7 protein-coding genes, 17 tRNA genes and 7 rRNA genes are annotated in these 21,735 nt (G+C 46.6%); 15 read left to right on the top strand and 16 right to left on the bottom strand.

Features of this window, described 5'->3' with window-relative positions; translation table 11 throughout:
* Window positions 1-10 precede the first annotated feature (10 nt).
* The 13 genes from FLM53_RS05880 (at window position 11) to FLM53_RS05820 (ending at window position 13,035) form a co-directional block, all read left to right on the top strand.
* Window positions 11-1,565, top strand: a 16S ribosomal RNA gene (locus FLM53_RS05880).
* A 65-nt stretch (window positions 1,566-1,630) separates the two neighbouring features.
* Window positions 1,631-1,706 (top strand) — tRNA-Glu (locus FLM53_RS05875).
* Between the two features lie 294 nt (window positions 1,707-2,000).
* Window positions 2,001-4,892 (top strand): 23S ribosomal RNA (locus FLM53_RS05870).
* A 131-nt stretch (window positions 4,893-5,023) separates the two neighbouring features.
* Window positions 5,024-5,139, top strand: a 5S ribosomal RNA gene (gene rrf, locus FLM53_RS05865).
* A gap of 375 nt (window positions 5,140-5,514) precedes the next feature.
* Window positions 5,515-7,069, top strand: a 16S ribosomal RNA gene (locus FLM53_RS05860).
* A gap of 67 nt (window positions 7,070-7,136) precedes the next feature.
* Window positions 7,137-7,213 (top strand) — tRNA-Ile (locus FLM53_RS05855).
* Between the two features lie 14 nt (window positions 7,214-7,227).
* Window positions 7,228-7,303, top strand: a tRNA-Ala gene (locus FLM53_RS05850).
* Window positions 7,304-7,596: 293 nt separating this feature from the next.
* Window positions 7,597-10,488, top strand: a 23S ribosomal RNA gene (locus FLM53_RS05845).
* A 93-nt stretch (window positions 10,489-10,581) separates the two neighbouring features.
* Window positions 10,582-10,697, top strand: a 5S ribosomal RNA gene (rrf, locus tag FLM53_RS05840).
* A 36-nt stretch (window positions 10,698-10,733) separates the two neighbouring features.
* A tRNA-Thr gene (locus tag FLM53_RS05835) sits at window positions 10,734-10,810 on the top strand.
* Window positions 10,811-10,851: 41 nt separating this feature from the next.
* Window positions 10,852-10,967, top strand: a 5S ribosomal RNA gene (rrf, locus tag FLM53_RS05830).
* The 16S, 23S and 5S rRNA genes sit together here with 5 tRNA genes alongside, the layout of an rRNA operon.
* A 30-nt stretch (window positions 10,968-10,997) precedes the next feature.
* Window positions 10,998-11,074, top strand: a tRNA-Asp gene (locus tag FLM53_RS05825).
* 1,565 nt (window positions 11,075-12,639) lie between these two features.
* Window positions 12,640-13,035: a DUF2391 family protein gene (locus tag FLM53_RS05820; RefSeq protein WP_017079303.1), complete on the top strand. Its 396-nt coding sequence runs from the start codon at window positions 12,640-12,642 to the stop codon at window positions 13,033-13,035.
* A 326-nt stretch (window positions 13,036-13,361) separates the two neighbouring features.
* Here FLM53_RS05820 and FLM53_RS05815 read toward each other — a convergent pair.
* The 16 genes from FLM53_RS05815 to mutY all read right to left on the bottom strand — a co-directional run bounded on the left by FLM53_RS05815 (window position 13,362) and on the right by mutY (window position 19,584).
* Window positions 13,362-13,437: transfer RNA gene (locus FLM53_RS05815), tRNA-Asn, on the bottom strand.
* 29 nt (window positions 13,438-13,466) lie between these two features.
* Window positions 13,467-13,542: transfer RNA gene (locus FLM53_RS05810), tRNA-Thr, on the bottom strand.
* Window positions 13,543-13,578: 36 nt separating this feature from the next.
* Window positions 13,579-13,654: transfer RNA gene (locus FLM53_RS05805), tRNA-Asn, on the bottom strand.
* Between the two features lie 24 nt (window positions 13,655-13,678).
* Window positions 13,679-13,754: transfer RNA gene (locus tag FLM53_RS05800), tRNA-Thr, on the bottom strand.
* A 56-nt stretch (window positions 13,755-13,810) separates the two neighbouring features.
* Window positions 13,811-13,886: transfer RNA gene (locus FLM53_RS05795), tRNA-Phe, on the bottom strand.
* A gap of 235 nt (window positions 13,887-14,121) precedes the next feature.
* Entirely contained in the window at window positions 14,122-15,747 is a 1,626-nt protein-coding gene (locus FLM53_RS05790; protein WP_176680472.1) for a methyl-accepting chemotaxis protein, read from the bottom strand.
* Window positions 15,748-16,116: 369 nt separating this feature from the next.
* Window positions 16,117-16,192, bottom strand: a tRNA-Asn gene (locus tag FLM53_RS05785).
* 56 nt (window positions 16,193-16,248) lie between these two features.
* A tRNA-Phe gene (locus tag FLM53_RS05780) sits at window positions 16,249-16,324 on the bottom strand.
* A 7-nt stretch (window positions 16,325-16,331) separates the two neighbouring features.
* A tRNA-Thr gene (locus tag FLM53_RS05775) sits at window positions 16,332-16,407 on the bottom strand.
* A 67-nt stretch (window positions 16,408-16,474) separates the two neighbouring features.
* Window positions 16,475-16,550 (bottom strand) — tRNA-Asn (locus FLM53_RS05770).
* Window positions 16,551-16,606: 56 nt separating this feature from the next.
* A tRNA-Phe gene (locus tag FLM53_RS05765) sits at window positions 16,607-16,682 on the bottom strand.
* 7 nt (window positions 16,683-16,689) lie between these two features.
* Window positions 16,690-16,765 (bottom strand) — tRNA-Thr (locus tag FLM53_RS05760).
* A gap of 74 nt (window positions 16,766-16,839) precedes the next feature.
* A tRNA-Phe gene (locus tag FLM53_RS05755) sits at window positions 16,840-16,915 on the bottom strand.
* A gap of 103 nt (window positions 16,916-17,018) precedes the next feature.
* Window positions 17,019-18,152, bottom strand: coding sequence for a membrane-bound lytic murein transglycosylase MltC (gene mltC / locus FLM53_RS05750; protein WP_176680471.1), 1,134 nt, complete (start codon window positions 18,150-18,152; stop codon window positions 17,019-17,021).
* Between the two features lie 69 nt (window positions 18,153-18,221).
* Window positions 18,222-18,494, bottom strand: a complete 273-nt coding sequence (locus FLM53_RS05745; protein ID WP_004735465.1) for an oxidative damage protection protein — start codon at window positions 18,492-18,494, stop codon at window positions 18,222-18,224.
* Between the two features lie 28 nt (window positions 18,495-18,522).
* Window positions 18,523-19,584, bottom strand: coding sequence for an A/G-specific adenine glycosylase (gene mutY, locus FLM53_RS05740; protein WP_176680470.1), 1,062 nt, complete (start codon window positions 19,582-19,584; stop codon window positions 18,523-18,525).
* A gap of 165 nt (window positions 19,585-19,749) precedes the next feature.
* Between mutY and trmB the strand changes: the two genes are divergently transcribed.
* The gene (gene trmB, locus FLM53_RS05735) at window positions 19,750-20,469 is read left to right on the top strand and encodes a tRNA (guanosine(46)-N7)-methyltransferase TrmB (protein WP_010435641.1); all 720 of its coding nucleotides are present in this window, start codon (window positions 19,750-19,752) and stop codon (window positions 20,467-20,469) included.
* Window positions 20,470-20,654: 185 nt separating this feature from the next.
* The gene (glsB, locus tag FLM53_RS05730; RefSeq protein WP_017629544.1) at window positions 20,655-21,575 is read left to right on the top strand and encodes a glutaminase B; all 921 of its coding nucleotides are present in this window, start codon (window positions 20,655-20,657) and stop codon (window positions 21,573-21,575) included.
* Window positions 21,576-21,735: the final 160 nt, after the last annotated feature.

Genomic DNA, 21,735 nt, shown 5'->3' with positions numbered 1-21,735 from the left:
ACAAAATCTTAAATTGAAGAGTTTGATCATGGCTCAGATTGAACGCTGGCGGCAGGCCTAACACATGCAAGTCGAGCGGAAACGACACTAACAATCCTTCGGGTGCGTTAATGGGCGTCGAGCGGCGGACGGGTGAGTAATGCCTAGGAAATTGCCTTGATGTGGGGGATAACCATTGGAAACGATGGCTAATACCGCATAATGCCTACGGGCCAAAGAGGGGGACCTTCGGGCCTCTCGCGTCAAGATATGCCTAGGTGGGATTAGCTAGTTGGTGAGGTAATGGCTCACCAAGGCGACGATCCCTAGCTGGTCTGAGAGGATGATCAGCCACACTGGAACTGAGACACGGTCCAGACTCCTACGGGAGGCAGCAGTGGGGAATATTGCACAATGGGCGAAAGCCTGATGCAGCCATGCCGCGTGTATGAAGAAGGCCTTCGGGTTGTAAAGTACTTTCAGTTGTGAGGAAGGGGGTAGCGTTAATAGCGCTATCTCTTGACGTTAGCAACAGAAGAAGCACCGGCTAACTCCGTGCCAGCAGCCGCGGTAATACGGAGGGTGCGAGCGTTAATCGGAATTACTGGGCGTAAAGCGCATGCAGGTGGTTCATTAAGTCAGATGTGAAAGCCCGGGGCTCAACCTCGGAACTGCATTTGAAACTGGTGAACTAGAGTACTGTAGAGGGGGGTAGAATTTCAGGTGTAGCGGTGAAATGCGTAGAGATCTGAAGGAATACCAGTGGCGAAGGCGGCCCCCTGGACAGATACTGACACTCAGATGCGAAAGCGTGGGGAGCAAACAGGATTAGATACCCTGGTAGTCCACGCCGTAAACGATGTCTACTTGGAGGTTGTGGCCTTGAGCCGTGGCTTTCGGAGCTAACGCGTTAAGTAGACCGCCTGGGGAGTACGGTCGCAAGATTAAAACTCAAATGAATTGACGGGGGCCCGCACAAGCGGTGGAGCATGTGGTTTAATTCGATGCAACGCGAAGAACCTTACCTACTCTTGACATCCAGAGAAGCCAGCGGAGACGCAGGTGTGCCTTCGGGAGCTCTGAGACAGGTGCTGCATGGCTGTCGTCAGCTCGTGTTGTGAAATGTTGGGTTAAGTCCCGCAACGAGCGCAACCCTTATCCTTGTTTGCCAGCGAGTAATGTCGGGAACTCCAGGGAGACTGCCGGTGATAAACCGGAGGAAGGTGGGGACGACGTCAAGTCATCATGGCCCTTACGAGTAGGGCTACACACGTGCTACAATGGCGCATACAGAGGGCTGCAAGCCAGCGATGGTGAGCGAATCCCAAAAAGTGCGTCGTAGTCCGGATTGGAGTCTGCAACTCGACTCCATGAAGTCGGAATCGCTAGTAATCGTAGATCAGAATGCTACGGTGAATACGTTCCCGGGCCTTGTACACACCGCCCGTCACACCATGGGAGTGGGCTGCAAAAGAAGTGGGTAGTTTAACCTTTCGGGGAGGACGCTCACCACTTTGTGGTTCATGACTGGGGTGAAGTCGTAACAAGGTAGCCCTAGGGGAACCTGGGGCTGGATCACCTCCTTATACGAAGATATCCACGACAAGTGTCCACACAGATTGATATGTTTAAACAGTTAAGAGTAACCTATGTCCCGTTCGTCTAGAGGCCTAGGACACCGCCCTTTCACGGCGGTAACAGGGGTTCGACTCCCCTACGGGATACCATCTTTAAGTACATTTATTTAAGTGTCTTTAAAAATGGTTCATTGATTGAATCAAGCTCTTTAACAATTTGGAAAGCTGACTGATTGATTACTTACGAGTAATTCAATCAAATTTAAAAGTTCTCAATGTTTATCTTTTAGATAAACACAACAAACACATTCAAGTGTCTTGTATTCGATTCAAACTTGTTTGAATCACATTGAGTCCGGCAAACAGTCATTGAGAATTAACCCTTCTTAATGACAACCAAAACCTTGGTTAGTTGCCATACACTAAGACCCTTTCGGGTTGTATGGTTAAGTGACTAAGCGTACACGGTGGATGCCTTGGCAGTCAGAGGCGATGAAAGGCGTAATAACTTGCGATAAGCCCAGATTAGGTAGTAATAACCTTTGAGTCTGGGATTCCTGAATGGGGAAACCCACTTACATAAGTAAGTATCCTGTTGTGAATACATAGCAACAGGAGGCAAACCGGGGGAACTGAAACATCTAAGTACCCCGAGGAAGAGAAATCAACCGAGATTCCGAAAGTAGCGGCGAGCGAAATTGGATTAGCCCTTAAGCTTTTAATGAGACAGATGAAGGCTCTGGAAAGTGCCGCAGTAAAGGGTGATAGCCCCGTAATCGACATCTCATCATCAGTGAAAACGAGTAGGGCGGGACACGTGATATCCTGTCTGAATATGGGGGGACCATCCTCCAAGGCTAAATACTACTGACTGACCGATAGTGAACCAGTACCGTGAGGGAAAGGCGAAAAGAACCCCTGTGAGGGGAGTGAAATAGAACCTGAAACCGTGTACGTACAAGCAGTAGGAGCACCTTCGTGGTGTGACTGCGTACCTTTTGTATAATGGGTCAGCGACTTAATTTTAGTAGCAAGGTTAACCGTTTAGGGGAGCCGTAGGGAAACCGAGTCTTAACTGGGCGTACAGTTGCTAGGATTAGACCCGAAACCAGGTGATCTAGCCATGGGCAGGTTGAAGGTTGAGTAACATCAACTGGAGGACCGAACCGACTAATGTTGAAAAATTAGCGGATGACTTGTGGCTAGGGGTGAAAGGCCAATCAAACCTGGAGATAGCTGGTTCTCCCCGAAAGCTATTTAGGTAGCGCCTCGGACGAATACTACTGGGGGTAGAGCACTGTTAAGGCTAGGGGGTCATCCCGACTTACCAACCCTTTGCAAACTCCGAATACCAGTAAGTACTATCCGGGAGACACACGGCGGGTGCTAACGTCCGTCGTGGAGAGGGAAACAACCCAGACCGCCAGCTAAGGTCCCAAAGTATAGCTAAGTGGGAAACGATGTGGGAAGGCTCAGACAGCCAGGATGTTGGCTTAGAAGCAGCCATCATTTAAAGAAAGCGTAATAGCTCACTGGTCGAGTCGGCCTGCGCGGAAGATGTAACGGGGCTAAGCTATACACCGAAGCTGCGGCTACGTACCTTAGGGTATGTGGGGTAGGGGAGCGTTCTGTAAGCCGTTGAAGGTGGTCTGTAAGGGCTGCTGGAGGTATCAGAAGTGCGAATGCTGACATGAGTAACGATAAAGGGAGTGAAAAACTCCCTCGCCGGAAGACCAAGGGTTCCTGTCCAACGTTAATCGGGGCAGGGTAAGTCGACTCCTAAGGCGAGGCCGAAAGGCGTAGTCGATGGGAAACGGGTTAATATTCCCGTACTTCTTACAATTGCGATGGGGGGACGGAGAAGGCTAGGTGGGCCTGGCGACGGTTGTCCAGGTTCAAGTATGTAGGCGGAAAGTTTAGGTAAATCCGGACTTTCTTAACGCTGAGATACGATGTCGAGCTACTACGGTAGTGAAGTCATTGATGCCATGCTTCCAGGAAAAGCCTCTAAGCTTCAGATTGTAAGGAATCGTACCCCAAACCGACACAGGTGGTCGGGTAGAGAATACCAAGGCGCTTGAGAGAACTCGGGTGAAGGAACTAGGCAAAATGGTACCGTAACTTCGGGAGAAGGTACGCTCTTATCAGTGAAGTCCCTTGCGGATGGAGCAGACGAGAGTCGCAGATACCAGGTGGCTGCAACTGTTTATTAAAAACACAGCACTGTGCAAAATCGTAAGATGACGTATACGGTGTGACGCCTGCCCGGTGCCGGAAGGTTAATTGATGGGGTTAGACTTCGGTCGAAGCTCTTGATCGAAGCCCCGGTAAACGGCGGCCGTAACTATAACGGTCCTAAGGTAGCGAAATTCCTTGTCGGGTAAGTTCCGACCTGCACGAATGGCGTAATGATGGCCACGCTGTCTCCACCCGAGACTCAGTGAAATTGAAATCGCTGTGAAGATGCAGTGTACCCGCGGCTAGACGGAAAGACCCCGTGAACCTTTACTACAGCTTGGCACTGAACATTGAACCTACATGTGTAGGATAGGTGGGAGACTTTGAAACCGCGTCGCTAGATGTGGTGGAGTCGTCCTTGAAATACCACCCTTGTAGTTTTGATGTTCTAACGTTGGTCCCTGAATCGGGATTACGGACAGTGCCTGGTGGGTAGTTTGACTGGGGCGGTCTCCTCCCAAAGAGTAACGGAGGAGCACGAAGGTGGGCTAAACACGGTTGGACATCGTGTGGTTAGTGCAATGGCATAAGCCCGCTTGACTGCGAGAATGACAATTCGAGCAGGTGCGAAAGCAGGTCATAGTGATCCGGTGGTTCTGAATGGAAGGGCCATCGCTCAACGGATAAAAGGTACTCCGGGGATAACAGGCTGATACCGCCCAAGAGTTCATATCGACGGCGGTGTTTGGCACCTCGATGTCGGCTCATCACATCCTGGGGCTGAAGTCGGTCCCAAGGGTATGGCTGTTCGCCATTTAAAGTGGTACGCGAGCTGGGTTTAGAACGTCGTGAGACAGTTCGGTCCCTATCTGCCGTGGGCGTTGGAAAATTGAAGGGGGCTGCTCCTAGTACGAGAGGACCGGAGTGGACGAACCTCTGGTGTTCGGGTTGTCATGCCAATGGCATTGCCCGGTAGCTAAGTTCGGAATCGATAACCGCTGAAAGCATCTAAGCGGGAAGCGAGCCCTGAGATGAGTTTTCCCTGACGCTATAAGCGTCCTTAAGGGTTGTTCAAGACTAGAACGTTGATAGGCAGGGTGTGTAAGTGCTGCGAGGCATTGAGCTAACCTGTACTAATTGCCCGTGAGGCTTAACCATACAACACCCAAGGGGTTTTGTGGACTCAAAGACAGACCTTGAATGAGTTTGAAGAGTTACTTTTAAATTACAGTTTTCCAGATTATTTTGCCTTCAGTTTTTAAAAAAGCTGAAAGTAAAAGCAAAATTTGCTTGGCGACCATAGCATTGTGGACCCACCTGATTCCATGCCGAACTCAGAAGTGAAACACAATAGCGCCGATGGTAGTGTGGGGCTTCCCCATGTGAGAGTAGGACATCGCCAGGCTTTAATTTCGACTTTGTCTACTAAGTAGACAAGTCACCATAGAGTTCTAAGTTTTCTTAGTATTTTATGTTGACTTTCAAAGTAGAAAGCGTATTATACGCGTCCTGCTTGAGTGCTAAGGCACTGAAAGCAAAGCTCTTTAACAATTTAAACCTATCAATCTGTGTGGGCACTCGTTGATGAATATCAAAACGTTTTATCATTAGATAAAACAGATTCTTCGGAATCAAAATGATTTCAATGAACTGAGTGACCAATACAAATAACCTCGGTTATTTGGCACAGTCAATTCATTATCATTCTGTTGGAATGGTAATAGCTTTAGAATTACTTTTTGTAGTTTTGAAGTCAGTATTCGTTGAGTCACAAAATCTTAAATTGAAGAGTTTGATCATGGCTCAGATTGAACGCTGGCGGCAGGCCTAACACATGCAAGTCGAGCGGAAACGACACTAACAATCCTTCGGGTGCGTTAATGGGCGTCGAGCGGCGGACGGGTGAGTAATGCCTAGGAAATTGCCTTGATGTGGGGGATAACCATTGGAAACGATGGCTAATACCGCATAATGCCTACGGGCCAAAGAGGGGGACCTTCGGGCCTCTCGCGTCAAGATATGCCTAGGTGGGATTAGCTAGTTGGTGAGGTAATGGCTCACCAAGGCGACGATCCCTAGCTGGTCTGAGAGGATGATCAGCCACACTGGAACTGAGACACGGTCCAGACTCCTACGGGAGGCAGCAGTGGGGAATATTGCACAATGGGCGAAAGCCTGATGCAGCCATGCCGCGTGTATGAAGAAGGCCTTCGGGTTGTAAAGTACTTTCAGTTGTGAGGAAGGGGGTAGTGTTAATAGCGCTATCTCTTGACGTTAGCAACAGAAGAAGCACCGGCTAACTCCGTGCCAGCAGCCGCGGTAATACGGAGGGTGCGAGCGTTAATCGGAATTACTGGGCGTAAAGCGCATGCAGGTGGTTCATTAAGTCAGATGTGAAAGCCCGGGGCTCAACCTCGGAACTGCATTTGAAACTGGTGAACTAGAGTACTGTAGAGGGGGGTAGAATTTCAGGTGTAGCGGTGAAATGCGTAGAGATCTGAAGGAATACCAGTGGCGAAGGCGGCCCCCTGGACAGATACTGACACTCAGATGCGAAAGCGTGGGGAGCAAACAGGATTAGATACCCTGGTAGTCCACGCCGTAAACGATGTCTACTTGGAGGTTGTGGCCTTGAGCCGTGGCTTTCGGAGCTAACGCGTTAAGTAGACCGCCTGGGGAGTACGGTCGCAAGATTAAAACTCAAATGAATTGACGGGGGCCCGCACAAGCGGTGGAGCATGTGGTTTAATTCGATGCAACGCGAAGAACCTTACCTACTCTTGACATCCAGAGAAGCCAGCGGAGACGCAGGTGTGCCTTCGGGAGCTCTGAGACAGGTGCTGCATGGCTGTCGTCAGCTCGTGTTGTGAAATGTTGGGTTAAGTCCCGCAACGAGCGCAACCCTTATCCTTGTTTGCCAGCGAGTAATGTCGGGAACTCCAGGGAGACTGCCGGTGATAAACCGGAGGAAGGTGGGGACGACGTCAAGTCATCATGGCCCTTACGAGTAGGGCTACACACGTGCTACAATGGCGCATACAGAGGGCAGCAAGCTAGCGATAGTGAGCGAATCCCAAAAAGTGCGTCGTAGTCCGGATTGGAGTCTGCAACTCGACTCCATGAAGTCGGAATCGCTAGTAATCGTAGATCAGAATGCTACGGTGAATACGTTCCCGGGCCTTGTACACACCGCCCGTCACACCATGGGAGTGGGCTGCAAAAGAAGTGGGTAGTTTAACCTTTCGGGGAGGACGCTCACCACTTTGTGGTTCATGACTGGGGTGAAGTCGTAACAAGGTAGCCCTAGGGGAACCTGGGGCTGGATCACCTCCTTATACGAAGATACTCACGATAAGTGTCCACACAGATTGATTAGGTTTAGAAAAGTTAAGAGACGATATTGGGTCTGTAGCTCAGCTGGTTAGAGCGCTCGCCTGATAAGCGGGAGGTCGGTGGTTCAAGTCCACTCAGACCCACCAATATCGACCTAGATGGGGCTATAGCTCAGCTGGGAGAGCGCCTGCCTTGCACGCAGGAGGTCTGCGGTTCGATCCCGCATAGCTCCACCATCTTTAAGGGTTTTTCCCTAAGAATCTTTAAAAATGGTTTCGAAAGAAATCAAGCTCTTTAACAATTTGGAAAGCTGACTGATTGATTACTTACGAGTAATTCAATCAAATTTAAAAGTTCTCAATGTTTATCTTTAGATAAACACAACAAACACATTCAAGTGTCTTGTATTCGAATCAAACTTAGTTTGATTCACATTGAGTCCGGCAAACAGTCATTGAGAATTAACCCTTCTTAATGACAACCAAAACCTTGGTTAGTTGCCATACACTAAGACCCTTTCGGGTTGTATGGTTAAGTGACTAAGCGTACACGGTGGATGCCTTGGCAGTCAGAGGCGATGAAAGGCGTAATAACTTGCGATAAGCCCAGATTAGGTAGTAATAACCTTTGAGTCTGGGATTCCTGAATGGGGAAACCCACTTACATAAGTAAGTATCCTGTTGTGAATACATAGCAACAGGAGGCAAACCGGGGGAACTGAAACATCTAAGTACCCCGAGGAAGAGAAATCAACCGAGATTCCGAAAGTAGCGGCGAGCGAAATTGGATTAGCCCTTAAGCTTTTAATGAGACAGATGAAGGCTCTGGAAAGTGCCGCAGTAAAGGGTGATAGCCCCGTAATCGACATCTCATCATCAGTGAAAACGAGTAGGGCGGGACACGTGATATCCTGTCTGAATATGGGGGGACCATCCTCCAAGGCTAAATACTACTGACTGACCGATAGTGAACCAGTACCGTGAGGGAAAGGCGAAAAGAACCCCTGTGAGGGGAGTGAAATAGAACCTGAAACCGTGTACGTACAAGCAGTAGGAGCACCTTCGTGGTGTGACTGCGTACCTTTTGTATAATGGGTCAGCGACTTAATTTTAGTAGCAAGGTTAACCGTTTAGGGGAGCCGTAGGGAAACCGAGTCTTAACTGGGCGTACAGTTGCTAGGATTAGACCCGAAACCAGGTGATCTAGCCATGGGCAGGTTGAAGGTTGAGTAACATCAACTGGAGGACCGAACCGACTAATGTTGAAAAATTAGCGGATGACTTGTGGCTAGGGGTGAAAGGCCAATCAAACCTGGAGATAGCTGGTTCTCCCCGAAAGCTATTTAGGTAGCGCCTCGGACGAATACTACTGGGGGTAGAGCACTGTTAAGGCTAGGGGGTCATCCCGACTTACCAACCCTTTGCAAACTCCGAATACCAGTAAGTACTATCCGGGAGACACACGGCGGGTGCTAACGTCCGTCGTGGAGAGGGAAACAACCCAGACCGCCAGCTAAGGTCCCAAAGTATAGCTAAGTGGGAAACGATGTGGGAAGGCTCAGACAGCCAGGATGTTGGCTTAGAAGCAGCCATCATTTAAAGAAAGCGTAATAGCTCACTGGTCGAGTCGGCCTGCGCGGAAGATGTAACGGGGCTAAGCTATACACCGAAGCTGCGGCTACGTACCTTAGGGTATGTGGGGTAGGGGAGCGTTCTGTAAGCCGTTGAAGGTGGTCTGTAAGGGCTGCTGGAGGTATCAGAAGTGCGAATGCTGACATGAGTAACGATAAAGGGAGTGAAAAACTCCCTCGCCGGAAGACCAAGGGTTCCTGTCCAACGTTAATCGGGGCAGGGTAAGTCGACTCCTAAGGCGAGGCCGAAAGGCGTAGTCGATGGGAAACGGGTTAATATTCCCGTACTTCTTACAATTGCGATGGGGGGACGGAGAAGGCTAGGTGGGCCTGGCGACGGTTGTCCAGGTTCAAGTACGTAGGCGGAAAGTTTAGGTAAATCCGGACTTTCATAACGCTGAGATACGATGTCGAGCTACTACGGTAGTGAAGTCATTGATGCCATGCTTCCAGGAAAAGCCTCTAAGCTTCAGATTGTAAGGAATCGTACCCCAAACCGACACAGGTGGTCGGGTAGAGAATACCAAGGCGCTTGAGAGAACTCGGGTGAAGGAACTAGGCAAAATGGTACCGTAACTTCGGGAGAAGGTACGCTCTTATCAGTGAAGTCCCTTGCGGATGGAGCAGACGAGAGTCGCAGATACCAGGTGGCTGCAACTGTTTATTAAAAACACAGCACTGTGCAAAATCGTAAGATGACGTATACGGTGTGACGCCTGCCCGGTGCCGGAAGGTTAATTGATGGGGTTAGACTTCGGTCGAAGCTCTTGATCGAAGCCCCGGTAAACGGCGGCCGTAACTATAACGGTCCTAAGGTAGCGAAATTCCTTGTCGGGTAAGTTCCGACCTGCACGAATGGCGTAATGATGGCCACGCTGTCTCCACCCGAGACTCAGTGAAATTGAAATCGCTGTGAAGATGCAGTGTACCCGCGGCTAGACGGAAAGACCCCGTGAACCTTTACTACAGCTTGGCACTGAACATTGAACCTACATGTGTAGGATAGGTGGGAGACTTTGAAACCGCGTCGCTAGATGTGGTGGAGTCGTCCTTGAAATACCACCCTTGTAGTTTTGATGTTCTAACGTTGGTCCCTGAATCGGGATTACGGACAGTGCCTGGTGGGTAGTTTGACTGGGGCGGTCTCCTCCCAAAGAGTAACGGAGGAGCACGAAGGTGGGCTAAACACGGTTGGACATCGTGTGGTTAGTGCAATGGCATAAGCCCGCTTGACTGCGAGAATGACAATTCGAGCAGGTGCGAAAGCAGGTCATAGTGATCCGGTGGTTCTGAATGGAAGGGCCATCGCTCAACGGATAAAAGGTACTCCGGGGATAACAGGCTGATACCGCCCAAGAGTTCATATCGACGGCGGTGTTTGGCACCTCGATGTCGGCTCATCACATCCTGGGGCTGAAGTCGGTCCCAAGGGTATGGCTGTTCGCCATTTAAAGTGGTACGCGAGCTGGGTTTAGAACGTCGTGAGACAGTTCGGTCCCTATCTGCCGTGGGCGTTGGAAAATTGAAGGGGGCTGCTCCTAGTACGAGAGGACCGGAGTGGACGAACCTCTGGTGTTCGGGTTGTCATGCCAATGGCATTGCCCGGTAGCTAAGTTCGGAATCGATAACCGCTGAAAGCATCTAAGCGGGAAGCGAGCCCTGAGATGAGTTTTCCCTGACGCTATAAGCGTCCTTAAGGGTTGTTCAAGACTAGAACGTTGATAGGCAGGGTGTGTAAGTGCTGCGAGGCATTGAGCTAACCTGTACTAATTGCCCGTGAGGCTTAACCATACAACACCCAAGGGGTTTTGTGGACTCAAAGACAGACCTTGAATGAGTTTGAAGAGTTACTTTTAAATACAGTTTTCCGAATTTTAAAATTTGCTTGGCGACCATAGCATTGTGGACCCACCTGATTCCATGCCGAACTCAGAAGTGAAACACAATAGCGCCGATGGTAGTGTGGGGCTTCCCCATGTGAGAGTAGGACATCGCCAGGCTTTAAATCTTTAGAATCTTTTAAACGGTTCTGAATTGCTGATATAGCTCAGCCCGGTAGAGCGCACCCTTGGTAAGGGTGAGGTCCCCAGTTCGAGTCTGGGTATCAGCACCATATTTGGTTGATTTGATTATTCAAGTTAACAACAGAATTTGTTTGACGACCATAGCATTGTGGACCCACCTGATTCCATGCCGAACTCAGAAGTGAAACACAATAGCGCCGATGGTAGTGTGGGGCTTCCCCATGTGAGAGTAGGACATCGTCAGGCTCAAATTGCTTTAAGCTGAATAGACACTGCGGAGTGGTAGTTCAGTTGGTTAGAATACCGGCCTGTCACGCCGGGGGTCGCGGGTTCGAGTCCCGTCCACTCCGCCACTTATCAGAAAGCCTAGTCATAAGACTAGGCTTTCGTCGTTTGGGGAATAGATATTTTGGTTTTCGACCAACGAGTCCGGTCACCTGCGACCCCAGCCACTTCGTCACTTATAGATAAGCCCTGCTAGAAATAGCAGGGCTTTTTTACATTTGAATCATTGTATACACACTCTTTGGTCGAAAGAGTCCCGTTAGTGCGCAAGTCCGATGGAATAACAGCCTAGCCACTCCGCCACTTATTGAAAGCCTAATCTTGTGACTTGGCTTTCGTTGTTTCTGAGCGTAGATGCTTTGATCTTCGACCTACTAGTCCCAATCTTCTAAGACCCAAGCTATAACTTCTCTTAAAAGAAGCCTCGTTAGACATAGCGGAGTCTTTTGCAGCTAAATAAAGGCTTATCTTTCTTTAGACTTACTCACATCAGTTATTAGCCTCTCTTGCTTTGAAAAAGCTTGTTGCACTTCGATAAGCATGCGTCTTTGATCTGTGAGTAATGATTTCTTGCTGTATGAGTCGCTAGCTATTTACTCATCATAAAAACCTTCGTTGAGAGTCATTAGACTTTTGCACTTAATCTAATTATTCGGACTCCTCTATTCTTTAGAGGTTCGACTATTTAGTCGCTGTTCTGAAAGCTCATTCGTAGAATTAGATTTAGGGCGCTTCGTGTATACAGCTTTGGTATTTGAGCACCTAACCCTAAAAATGTTTTCTATGTAATTACAAAGACCTGATTAAGTTTAGTTGCGTAGCTTCATCAGGTCAGGTTGGATATGGATAGAGTGGCTTAAGAGGCGTAAGCCTCCGAAGGTTTACTATCAGATACGTTTCAATACTTACACCAGAGTCTTGTGATTATGAATAGTGCTATTAGAAAGCGCGAGGTTATAGATACTTGTAAACAAAGCTTCAGCCTACTTTTATCCTCCGCTTCACTCTGTTTGTCGCTCACAATCAAGATCTGTAATGATTAGCCAGAGGCTTACCCAGAAATATCACAACCTATAAGCTGGCACTAAGTGTAGAAAGAATTTTCGATATGCAGTCACAAGCTAGTACTCAATACCTTTTATTTAAACGCTAGAGGCTATCGTAGCGTCTTTGCCACTAATCAGCTTAGAGTACTCTAAAAGCCTTTAGGATCCTCATAGATACACCATTAAAGAATGGCTATTAACGTCATAAATTTGTTTGTATTAATGTCGAGCCCGCCATTGAATCAGAGGGGATGTTTCAGATTTGAAGAGTACCACTAATGTGGAATTAAGCAGGCATAGTATCTCTAGTATTGATTTATATAGAGTTGGTTGAAACCTAGTGGCTACGATGACTAATAGGTATTTACTTAGCTCATAGATGAAAGATGCACTTGTTCCCTCAACACTGGCAGTGGATACGCGAGGTTGGTGACCAGTTCTGTGAGTTATTCATTTTACTGCTTGTTAGTCCAAGCTATGTTCTGACCAATGCGACTAATATTAGATGGTAATTAACAAATTCCCCTAAGATCATGAATTGATAGTTTTGGTAACTAGACACATTCCTAAGCCTTAAAGGTAGCCTGATGAAATTAAGTTTTAACTTTGAAGATGCTAGCCAGATCTTTGTTGGATCTTTTGCTTTGGCCGTGCCGATTTCTTTTTCTGAAGAGGCCTGGAAACTAGGGGAAACCTTACCCACAGCTAACTTGTTATTGTTGTTCCTGTTGTCTGCGGTGTTCCTAGGCTTTTATACCTATGAGAGTGTCTTTCAGAAAGATATTGTTGCTCGCCTGCCGGTCTTTATTTTTCGAATCGTTATTGCTTATGTGATGACAGCGTTGGTTGTTGCGCTGGTACTGACTTGTTTGGACAAGCTGCCTTTACTCAGCGATCCAATTGTATCGATCAAAAGGGTGATTGTAATTTCCATGCCTGCATCTATGGGAGCGATTGTAGTGGATAGTTTTGATAAAGAGTAACTCTGATGTCATTTCAATTTGAACAACCGACAGAGCCTTTCTAGAACCTATTTAATTCGCTCTAAAGCTTGTTCATTCCTATAGAACTAATCAACAGTAACGTAACTAACAAGTCCGTTGTGACTGGCTCTTTGTACAATTGGATAATCTGTTGTTACTGGATCTAAAACGGAATTAAAGAGTAAAGCGTGATGAGCTTTGAAGGGGATTCAAAACTGTTGGCTTCTGAATTGAATTAGGTATTAGAAAGAGGAAGGGGGAGTCATTGAAAAGTTAGGATCATCCAGATGCAAAAAAGCCGCATCAGTGATGCGGCTTTCTTTAATTGGCTCCCCTTGCAAGACTTGAACTTGCGACATACGGATTAACAGTCCGCCGTTCTACCAACTGAACTAAAGGGGAATTGATTGTTTAGTCTCTAATCAAGAGAATGGTGCCGACTACCGGAATCGAACTGGTGACCTACTGATTACAAGTCAGTTGCTCTACCTACTGAGCTAAGTCGGCATCATGAATCAAAAAGCTTATGCTTGATGATTAACTTGGCTCCCCTTGCAAGACTTGAACTTGCGACATACGGATTAACAGTCCGCCGTTCTACCAACTGAACTAAAGGGGAATTATTCTTAAAGCTTTAAAGAAATGGTGCCGACTACCGGAATCGAACTGGTGACCTACTGATTACAAGTCAGTTGCTCTACCTACTGAGCTAAGTCGGCACATAATATTTCTTTGTGCTTTACTGTTGTTGTCTAAGACACCAACAAATAAATTGTGGTGCCCGGAGGCGGAATCGAACCACCGACACGAGGATTTTCAATCCTCTGCTCTACCGACTGAGCTATCCGGGCGACGAGGTGTATTAAACGTGTTTTCGCGTTCTGGGTCAACATTAAATTGCAAAAAAAGTATTGTTTGATGTTTTTCTATACTTAGTGGGTTGTTTTTGTTCATTTGGCACGAAAAACCTAGGTCTAGCATGCCTTAAAAGAGAGTGAAACTTAGATTAACTACACGGAATGGGTGCCGAAATAAAAAAAGCACGTATGAAAACGTGCTTTTTTACTTAAGAATTTTATCGAGAGTTTAGTGTTTCACTTCAAACCTATTAACCCAAGCTTCTAATTCGTTAGAAAGAGAGGCGAGGGTTTGGGTACTGTTGTGACTTTCTGTCACGACATTACTTAGTTGGTTGCCACTTTCTTCGATCATGTTGATGCGCTTTGAAATGTCATCGCTCACCTGAGTCTGCTCAGCAGCTGCTGTCGCGATTTGATGACTCATCGAGGAAATAGACTCCAGAGCTATAACAATCTGCTGTAGCGCTTCAGAGGCATTTTGAGACTCGGTTACGGTGCTCTCACTGGTTGCAGCACACACTTCCATGGTCTGAATAGCGTTACGAGAGCCTTCTTGAAGGTTATTAATCATCAACTGGATTTCTTTGGTGCTTGATTGCGTTCGACCTGCAAGGTTACGAACTTCGTCAGCAACAACCGCAAACCCACGACCTTGTTCGCCAGCTCGGGCGGCCTCAATAGCTGCATTCAGTGCCAGTAGGTTAGTCTGTTCTGCAATGTCACCGATAACGTCGAGTACTTTCACAATGTTGTTTACATCGTTGTCTAGGTTAGCGACAGCTTCACTTGCCGTGCCTAGTTGGCCTGCTAGCCCTTGAATGTTGTCTACTGTGTTGTGAATAAGACGTTGAGTATGCTGGCTCTGTTTGTCTGCTTCGTCGGTATTACGCGCTGTATCGCCCGCTGAATCAGCAACATTGTTAGCAGAAGAAGCCATCTCGGTCATTGCTGTTGCGATCATCTCAGTTGATTGCTGCTGAGTTTCAGTTAGTTGAGCGATAGAACCTGCACGGTCTTCCACACGTTGTAATTCACCTCTTAGTGCCAACATAGAAGCATTTAGGTTTGAGACTAGTTCAGCTAACGACTTACTCATTTGTTGAACAGCGTGATAGATACTGCCGTTTATCGCTTGAGTTTCGAAAGAGGTTTGAATACGACCTTCAGCAACGGCTTGTACGGCTTCTCTTACATCTTTAGGCTCGCCACCAAGAAGCGCTAGCATGCGTTTAATGGATACGATTAAGCTCGATAGAATAAGGCCTGCAATCACGACACAAAGGAATAGCTGCCATTGAGCGGTAGACCAGAAACGAGCGTTAACTTCGTTGAAGCCGATACCTGTGCCGACAACCCAACCCCAGTGCGGGGTTTTTTCTGCAATAGACAGCTTTTCTTCAATGGTTCCGTCTGGCAGCTTTTGCGTCCAGGTGTATTCAACGATCTGACCTGTACGATTGCCAAGCACTCTTTGTATAAGCTGGCCTACGCTATTGCCGTCACCGTCTTTAAAGTCATTGAAGCTGGTTCCATGCAGTTGTGGATCTAGCGGTGTCGCGACAAACGTCATGTTTTCATCTGCAACGTAGACGTATTCATTGTCTTTATAGATGTTGTTACGCAGTAGGCGAGTAGCAAGTTGTTTCGCTTGTTTCTCTTCTAGAGTGCCATCAATAGCCATTTTCTCTACTTCAGTAAGAATGCTGTATGCACTCTTAAATAGCTCTGTAACGCGAGCTTTGTTGTCCATGCTGCTAGCGACTCTCAAGGTCCATAAACCAGTAGCAGTCAGCGCTAGCAGGGCGACCAAGATGATGCCCGATAATAAGTAAGCTTGCGTTTTTAATTTCATATTTCCCCGCGCAGCGATTCAATAGTAAGTATTAGGTATATTTCATCGAATCTTAATCTAAGTCGTGTAGGGCAGATATCAGAAAGATATCAAAACATGATGAAGATTAAATTTACGAAGAAAAAAAAGTAACAGAACAATATTCTGTTTATTTTTGTGTGACTATGAACGAGTTTTAAAAGTGTTGGTTTGGTGAATTGACGGAGTTTGGGGGGCGAGTTCGTGGGAAGTTAATTAAGAAGAAGATATTGTCGTGAGAGTGAAGAGGGGCTTTATAGAGGGTGTTAAGGTTAGATGCTGCGGTCGAATAGATTTAGCTTTCGTTCAAACGAAAAAAAGCCAAGTCTTTCGACTTGGCTTTCTTGAATGTGGCTCCCCTTGCAAGACTTGAACTTGCGACATACGGATTAACAGTCCGCCGTTCTACCAACTGAACTAAAGGGGAATTACTTGTCTCAACATCAGGTCTATTAAGACCATTATTTGTTAAGTATCAAATAATGGTGCCTCGAGGCGGAATCGAACCACCGACACGCGGATTTTCAATCCGCTGCTCTACCGACTGAGCTATCGAGGCAAAAGAATGGTGCCGACTACCGGAGTCGAACTGGTGACCTACTGATTACAAGTCAGTTGCTCTACCTACTGAGCTAAGTCGGCACACTAAATTCTTTGCTTGAAGAGTAAACTCTTCGTTAGAACCTCATTAAAATGAAGCCCTTTAAAATGGCTCCCCCTGCGGGACTCGAACCTGCGACATACGGATTAACAGTCCGCCGTTCTACCAACTGAACTAAGGGGGAATTACTTGTCTCAACATCAGGTCTATTAAGACCATTATTTGTTAAGTACCAAATAATGGTGCCTCGAGGCGGAATCGAACCACCGACACGCGGATTTTCAATCCGCTGCTCTACCGACTGAGCTATCGAGGCAAAAGAATGGTGCCGACTACCGGAGTCGAACTGGTGACCTACTGATTACAAGTCAGTTGCTCTACCTACTGAGCTAAGTCGGCACACTAAATTCTTTATGCTTTTGTCCGTGTTGCTACTCCCTGTTAAAGAGTGTTGACACCAACAAATCAAATTGTGGTGCCCGGAGGCGGAATCGAACCACCGACACGAGGATTTTCAATCCTCTGCTCTACCGACTGAGCTATCCGGGCAACGGAGCGCTATTAAACGGATTTTCTGCATAACCGTCAACACCTTTTTTGAAAATAATTAAAAAAAACGTTCGTTAGTTGTTTTTTTATTCAAAAGTGAGGCTTACGTTTTACCTTGGTTAAAATCTTTCTTGAATTTTGTTACTTTTTCTAGGTATCGGCGCGACTCTTTATTTGGGTGCTTCTTGGTAAGTGCCCAGTACGCTTGGCTAGGTTGCAGCGAGTTTAGGTCTCGCATTGCTCGCTTTCTGTCCTTACTGAAGGTATTGAGTACGCCACCAGTGCCGCCGTTGTATGCAGAAATCATGCTGTATTCCAGCGTCGTTGGGTGTTGCACGTCTTTCAAATAGCGATTTTTAAGGATGTAAAAGTACGCCGTGCCTGCATCAATGTTGTTTTCTGGATTGAATAAATACTCAGGAGTCGGTTCTCCAGGCTTGTTCTTTACCAGTTTAAATACGTCTCGACCTGCCGTTTTTGGTACGACTTGCATAAGACCATATGCATTCGCCCAGCTCACCGCATATGGGTTAAAACTACTTTCTGTTTTGATGATCGCGTAAATCAAGTCTTCAGGAATGTCATAACGCTGAGACGCTCGTCGGACGATATCTGCATATTGATAGCTACGCTGACTCGCGTGATCGGCCACCATCGGAATCTCAACGTAGTAGGCTTTTTTAAAGTCGACTTCTTTGGTTTTGAGGTTATTCGCGATCAAGTAATCTGCGAATTGGTTAGCGCGCCATGTCCATTGAATGGGCTTTTTCTCTTGGTCGACGACCTGATTGTAGAGGAAAGGTTTACCTTCTAACTTGATACTTTTTGAAGAGAATAGGTCGACATGCGCTGGATCATCTGGCGTCAAAAGCGTCGTCATTATCGCGTTCTTGAGGTGTTTTTTAGGTTCAGTAGAGGACACTGTTTCTACTGTGATTAGGCCTTCGCTAAAGTTTACTTCTGAACGACTTAAGTAATTGTCTATGTATTTCACATAGTTACTCTTACCTGCCATTTTTACTTCACTGCTGCCCCAGCGCTTTTGGATATTGCCAGAAAAGCTATTGATCAAAGCATCCAGTGCACCGGTGTCTTTTTCAAACTGACCAGGTAGCTCTGCCAAGTTGCTTACAAATCGGTTGGTCGGTTCGTAATTCACATCATAAATGCTTTCGACAAATTCACGACTGCAGCCTGTTAATAACATGGCTGTTAGGAAGTAACTTAGCTTTTTCATAGTTCCTCATACAAAAATGACATCACAGCGTTAACCATGATGTCATTAAAATTTGCTTAAATAAATGTCTTATTCGCTTGGTGGAGTATAGCCATCAATTACGACATCTTTACCTTCGAAAAGGAAGTTAACCATCTCAGTTTCAAGAAGTTTACGATGTTCAGGATCCATCATATTTAGCTTCTTTTCATTGATCAGCATTGTTTGCTTGCTTTGCCATTGTCCCCAAGCTTCTTTAGAGATGTTGTCAAAGATACGCTTACCTAAGTCACCTGGGTAAAGTTGAAAATCTAAGCCTTCAGCGTCTTTCTGGAGGCGAGCACAAAATACAGTGCGGCTCATAGTGGTTCCTCTTATCGCGTTCGTTGATTCAAACGTCGTCGTTCAGTTCAAAGGGTAGGCTCTCAATAAGCTGCTTCACAGGAGCGGCTAGGCCAATTTCTTCCGGTTTTGATAAGTTATACCAGAGACCTTTGGTCCCTTCCATTATCAAATCTGGTTGTTTATCTAATTTTACTAATACAGGAGTGATATCTAAGTGGTAGTGGCTGAAAGTGTGTCTAAACGCAATCATGGTCTTGATTGAATCGGTTTCAGTGTCTTTGAGCGAGCGAAGATCTAACTGATGTTCGATCTCTGCGTTTTCATTTTGAGGGAAACAGAACAAGCCTCCCCAGATACCAGACTGAGGTCGCTGTTCAAGCCACACTTGATTGTTGTGATAAAGAATCACAAACCATGTTTCTTTTATTGGTTTCTCTTTCTTAGGTTTCTTGCCCGGGAAGTCGAGTTGTCTATCAAGCTTCTTAGCTTCACACATGCTTTCAATCGGACACAGAGTACATTTAGGTTTGCTACGAGTACAAACCATGGCACCCATGTCCATCATTGCCTGATTGTACTTATCGACATCTTTCTTCGGAGTATGAGCTTCTGCATGCTCCCAAAGTTGGTTTTCAACCTTCTTTTGTCCTGGCCAACCTTCAACGGCAAAGCTTCTTGCAAGCGTTCGCTTCACATTGCCATCAAGAATCGCATGAGGAAGCTTATGAACGGAAGACAGCACTGCAGCTGCAGTAGAGCGACCGATGCCCGGCAGCGCGTTCATTTCTTCGATAGACAGCGGAAATTCACCACCATACTGCTCAGCGACGATTTTGGCAGCTTTGTGCAGGTTGCGAGCTCGAGCGTAATAACCAAGCCCCGTCCATAAGTGGAGCACCTCATCTTGTTCGGCGTTCGCTAGGTCAATAACCGTCGGGAAACGTTCCAAGAAGCGTTGGTAGTATGGAATCACCGTAGAAACCTGAGTCTGCTGAAGCATGATTTCAGATAGCCAAACGGTGTAGGCTGTTTTGTTTTGTTGCCAAGGTAATTCTTTACGCCCGTAGGCGTCATACCACTTTAATATGGCGGTTGCGAAAGGAGTCACGACATGCTCTATGCTTTGCTATTATTAGAAGCGAAATTGCACCACACTTAACGTTGGATGTAAAACAGACAAATTGTGCGGGAATTTATCCACGGAAAGACTTGCACCGAAGGCAATTCTTTGGATAATCCCCGCTTTGATTAATCAATGTGCAGGCAAAAATCAATGAGTGAAGTGACCACTAACGAATATACTGAAGACGGCAAACTGGTTCGTAAGATCCGTAGTTTTGTTCGCCGCGAAGGCCGCTTAACAAAAGGCCAAGAAAACGCGATGAATGAATGTTGGCCAACAATGGGTATCGACTACAACCCAGAGCTTCTTAACTGGAAAGAAGTATTTGGCAACGATAACCCAGTTGTACTAGAGATTGGCTTCGGTATGGGTGCATCACTGGTTGAAATGGCAAAGAACGCACCTGAGAAAAACTTCTTAGGTATTGAAGTTCACAGCCCAGGTGTTGGTGCTTGTTTAGGTACAGCACGTGATGCTGGCGTAACTAACCTACGTGTAATGTGTCACGATGCAGTAGAAGTATTTGAACACATGATTCCAGATAGCAGCCTGCATACACTGCAACTGTTCTTCCCTGACCCATGGCACAAAGCTCGTCACCACAAACGTCGTATCGTTAAGGCTGAGTTTGCAGAAATGGTTCGCGGTAAGCTTCAACTTGATACTGGTATTTTCCACATGGCAACAGACTGGGAAAACTACGCAGAGCACATGATTGAAGTGATGAACGTTGCCCCTGGCTTCGAGAATATCGCTGAAGATGGTGATTACATTCCTCGCCCAGATGAGCGTCCACTGACTAAATTTGAAGCTCGTGGCCACCGTCTAGGTCATGGTGTTTGGGATATTAAGTACAAGCGTACTAAGTAATTCTTAAGCACAACAATTGAAGGTAAACCTGCTTTAGGTTAAACCTTACACTTTGTGGGATTGATTAAAGCCAACATTATTGTAATGTTGGCTTTTTTGTCCTTAGGCTTTTATTACGATAAAGGTTTAAGGACAGAAAGTAATGTTAGAACCCTACAAAAATAACAATATAGAAGTAAGCACACATGAAACCAACTCAAGCTATTTTGGCCGAGATTTTAGACGAAGTTCGTCCCCTAATTGGTCAGGGAAAGGTTGCTGATTATATCCCTGCATTGGCTCGCGTATCGAACCAGAAACTGGCGATTGCGGTATACACAAACGAAGGTGAGGTGATTCAAGCGGGTGATGCAGAGGAAGCCTTTTCTGTGCAATCCATTTCTAAAGCCTTGAGCCTGACGTTAGCTATGGTGTTATACAAGCCTGAAGAGATATGGCAACGCGTAGGCAAAGAGCCTTCAGGACAAGCCTTTAACTCTATGATTCAGCTTGAGATGGAGCATGGGATTCCCCGTAACCCGTTCATCAATGCGGGGGCAATTGTCGTTGCAGACCTACTACAAAGCCGCTTGTCTGCGCCTAGACACCGCTTATTAGAGTTTGTGCGTCAGTTATCGGGTGATACTCATATTGTGTATGACAAGGTGGTAGCAGCCTCAGAAATGATGCACAGCGACCGTAATGCTGCTATTGCTTATTTGATGCGTTCATTTGGTAACTTTGAGAATGATGTTATCCCGGTACTGAATAACTACTTCCATGCTTGTGCACTTAAAATGACCTGTGTGGATTTGGCGAAAACCTTTAGCTACTTGGCGAACAAAGGTGTGTCGGTTCAAACCAAGAAAGAGATCATCACGCCAGTTCAAACTAAGCAGTTGAATGCTTTGCTTGCGACATGTGGTTTGTACGATGGGGCCGGTGAGTTTGCTTATCGTGTTGGTATGCCGGGTAAGTCGGGTGTTGGCGGCGGTATTATTGCCATCGTTCCAGGTGAGATGACCATCGCGGTATGGTCTCCAGAACTTGATCCTTCTGGTAACTCACTTGCAGGTACTAAGGCGCTAGAGTTGCTTTCAGAGCGAATTGGTCGTTCTATTTTTTAGAAGAAAGATGCGAGATGCGAGCACGGACTTCGTCCTATAGAGCGCTTCGCTTCGAGAAATATTTTTACAATAAAAAGGGTTGACCCTAAAGCCAACCCTTACGCAATACTTCTCGAATCTCGAATCTCGAATCTCGAATCTCGAATCTCGAATCTCGAAT

Origin of the sequence: Vibrio sp. Scap24, assembly GCF_013394185.1 — a bacterium.
Classification (GTDB): Bacteria; Pseudomonadota; Gammaproteobacteria; order Enterobacterales; family Vibrionaceae; genus Vibrio; species Vibrio pomeroyi.
The sequence above is the reverse complement of the archived record's forward strand: the minus strand, read 5'-3'. Positions and strand labels throughout refer to the sequence as shown.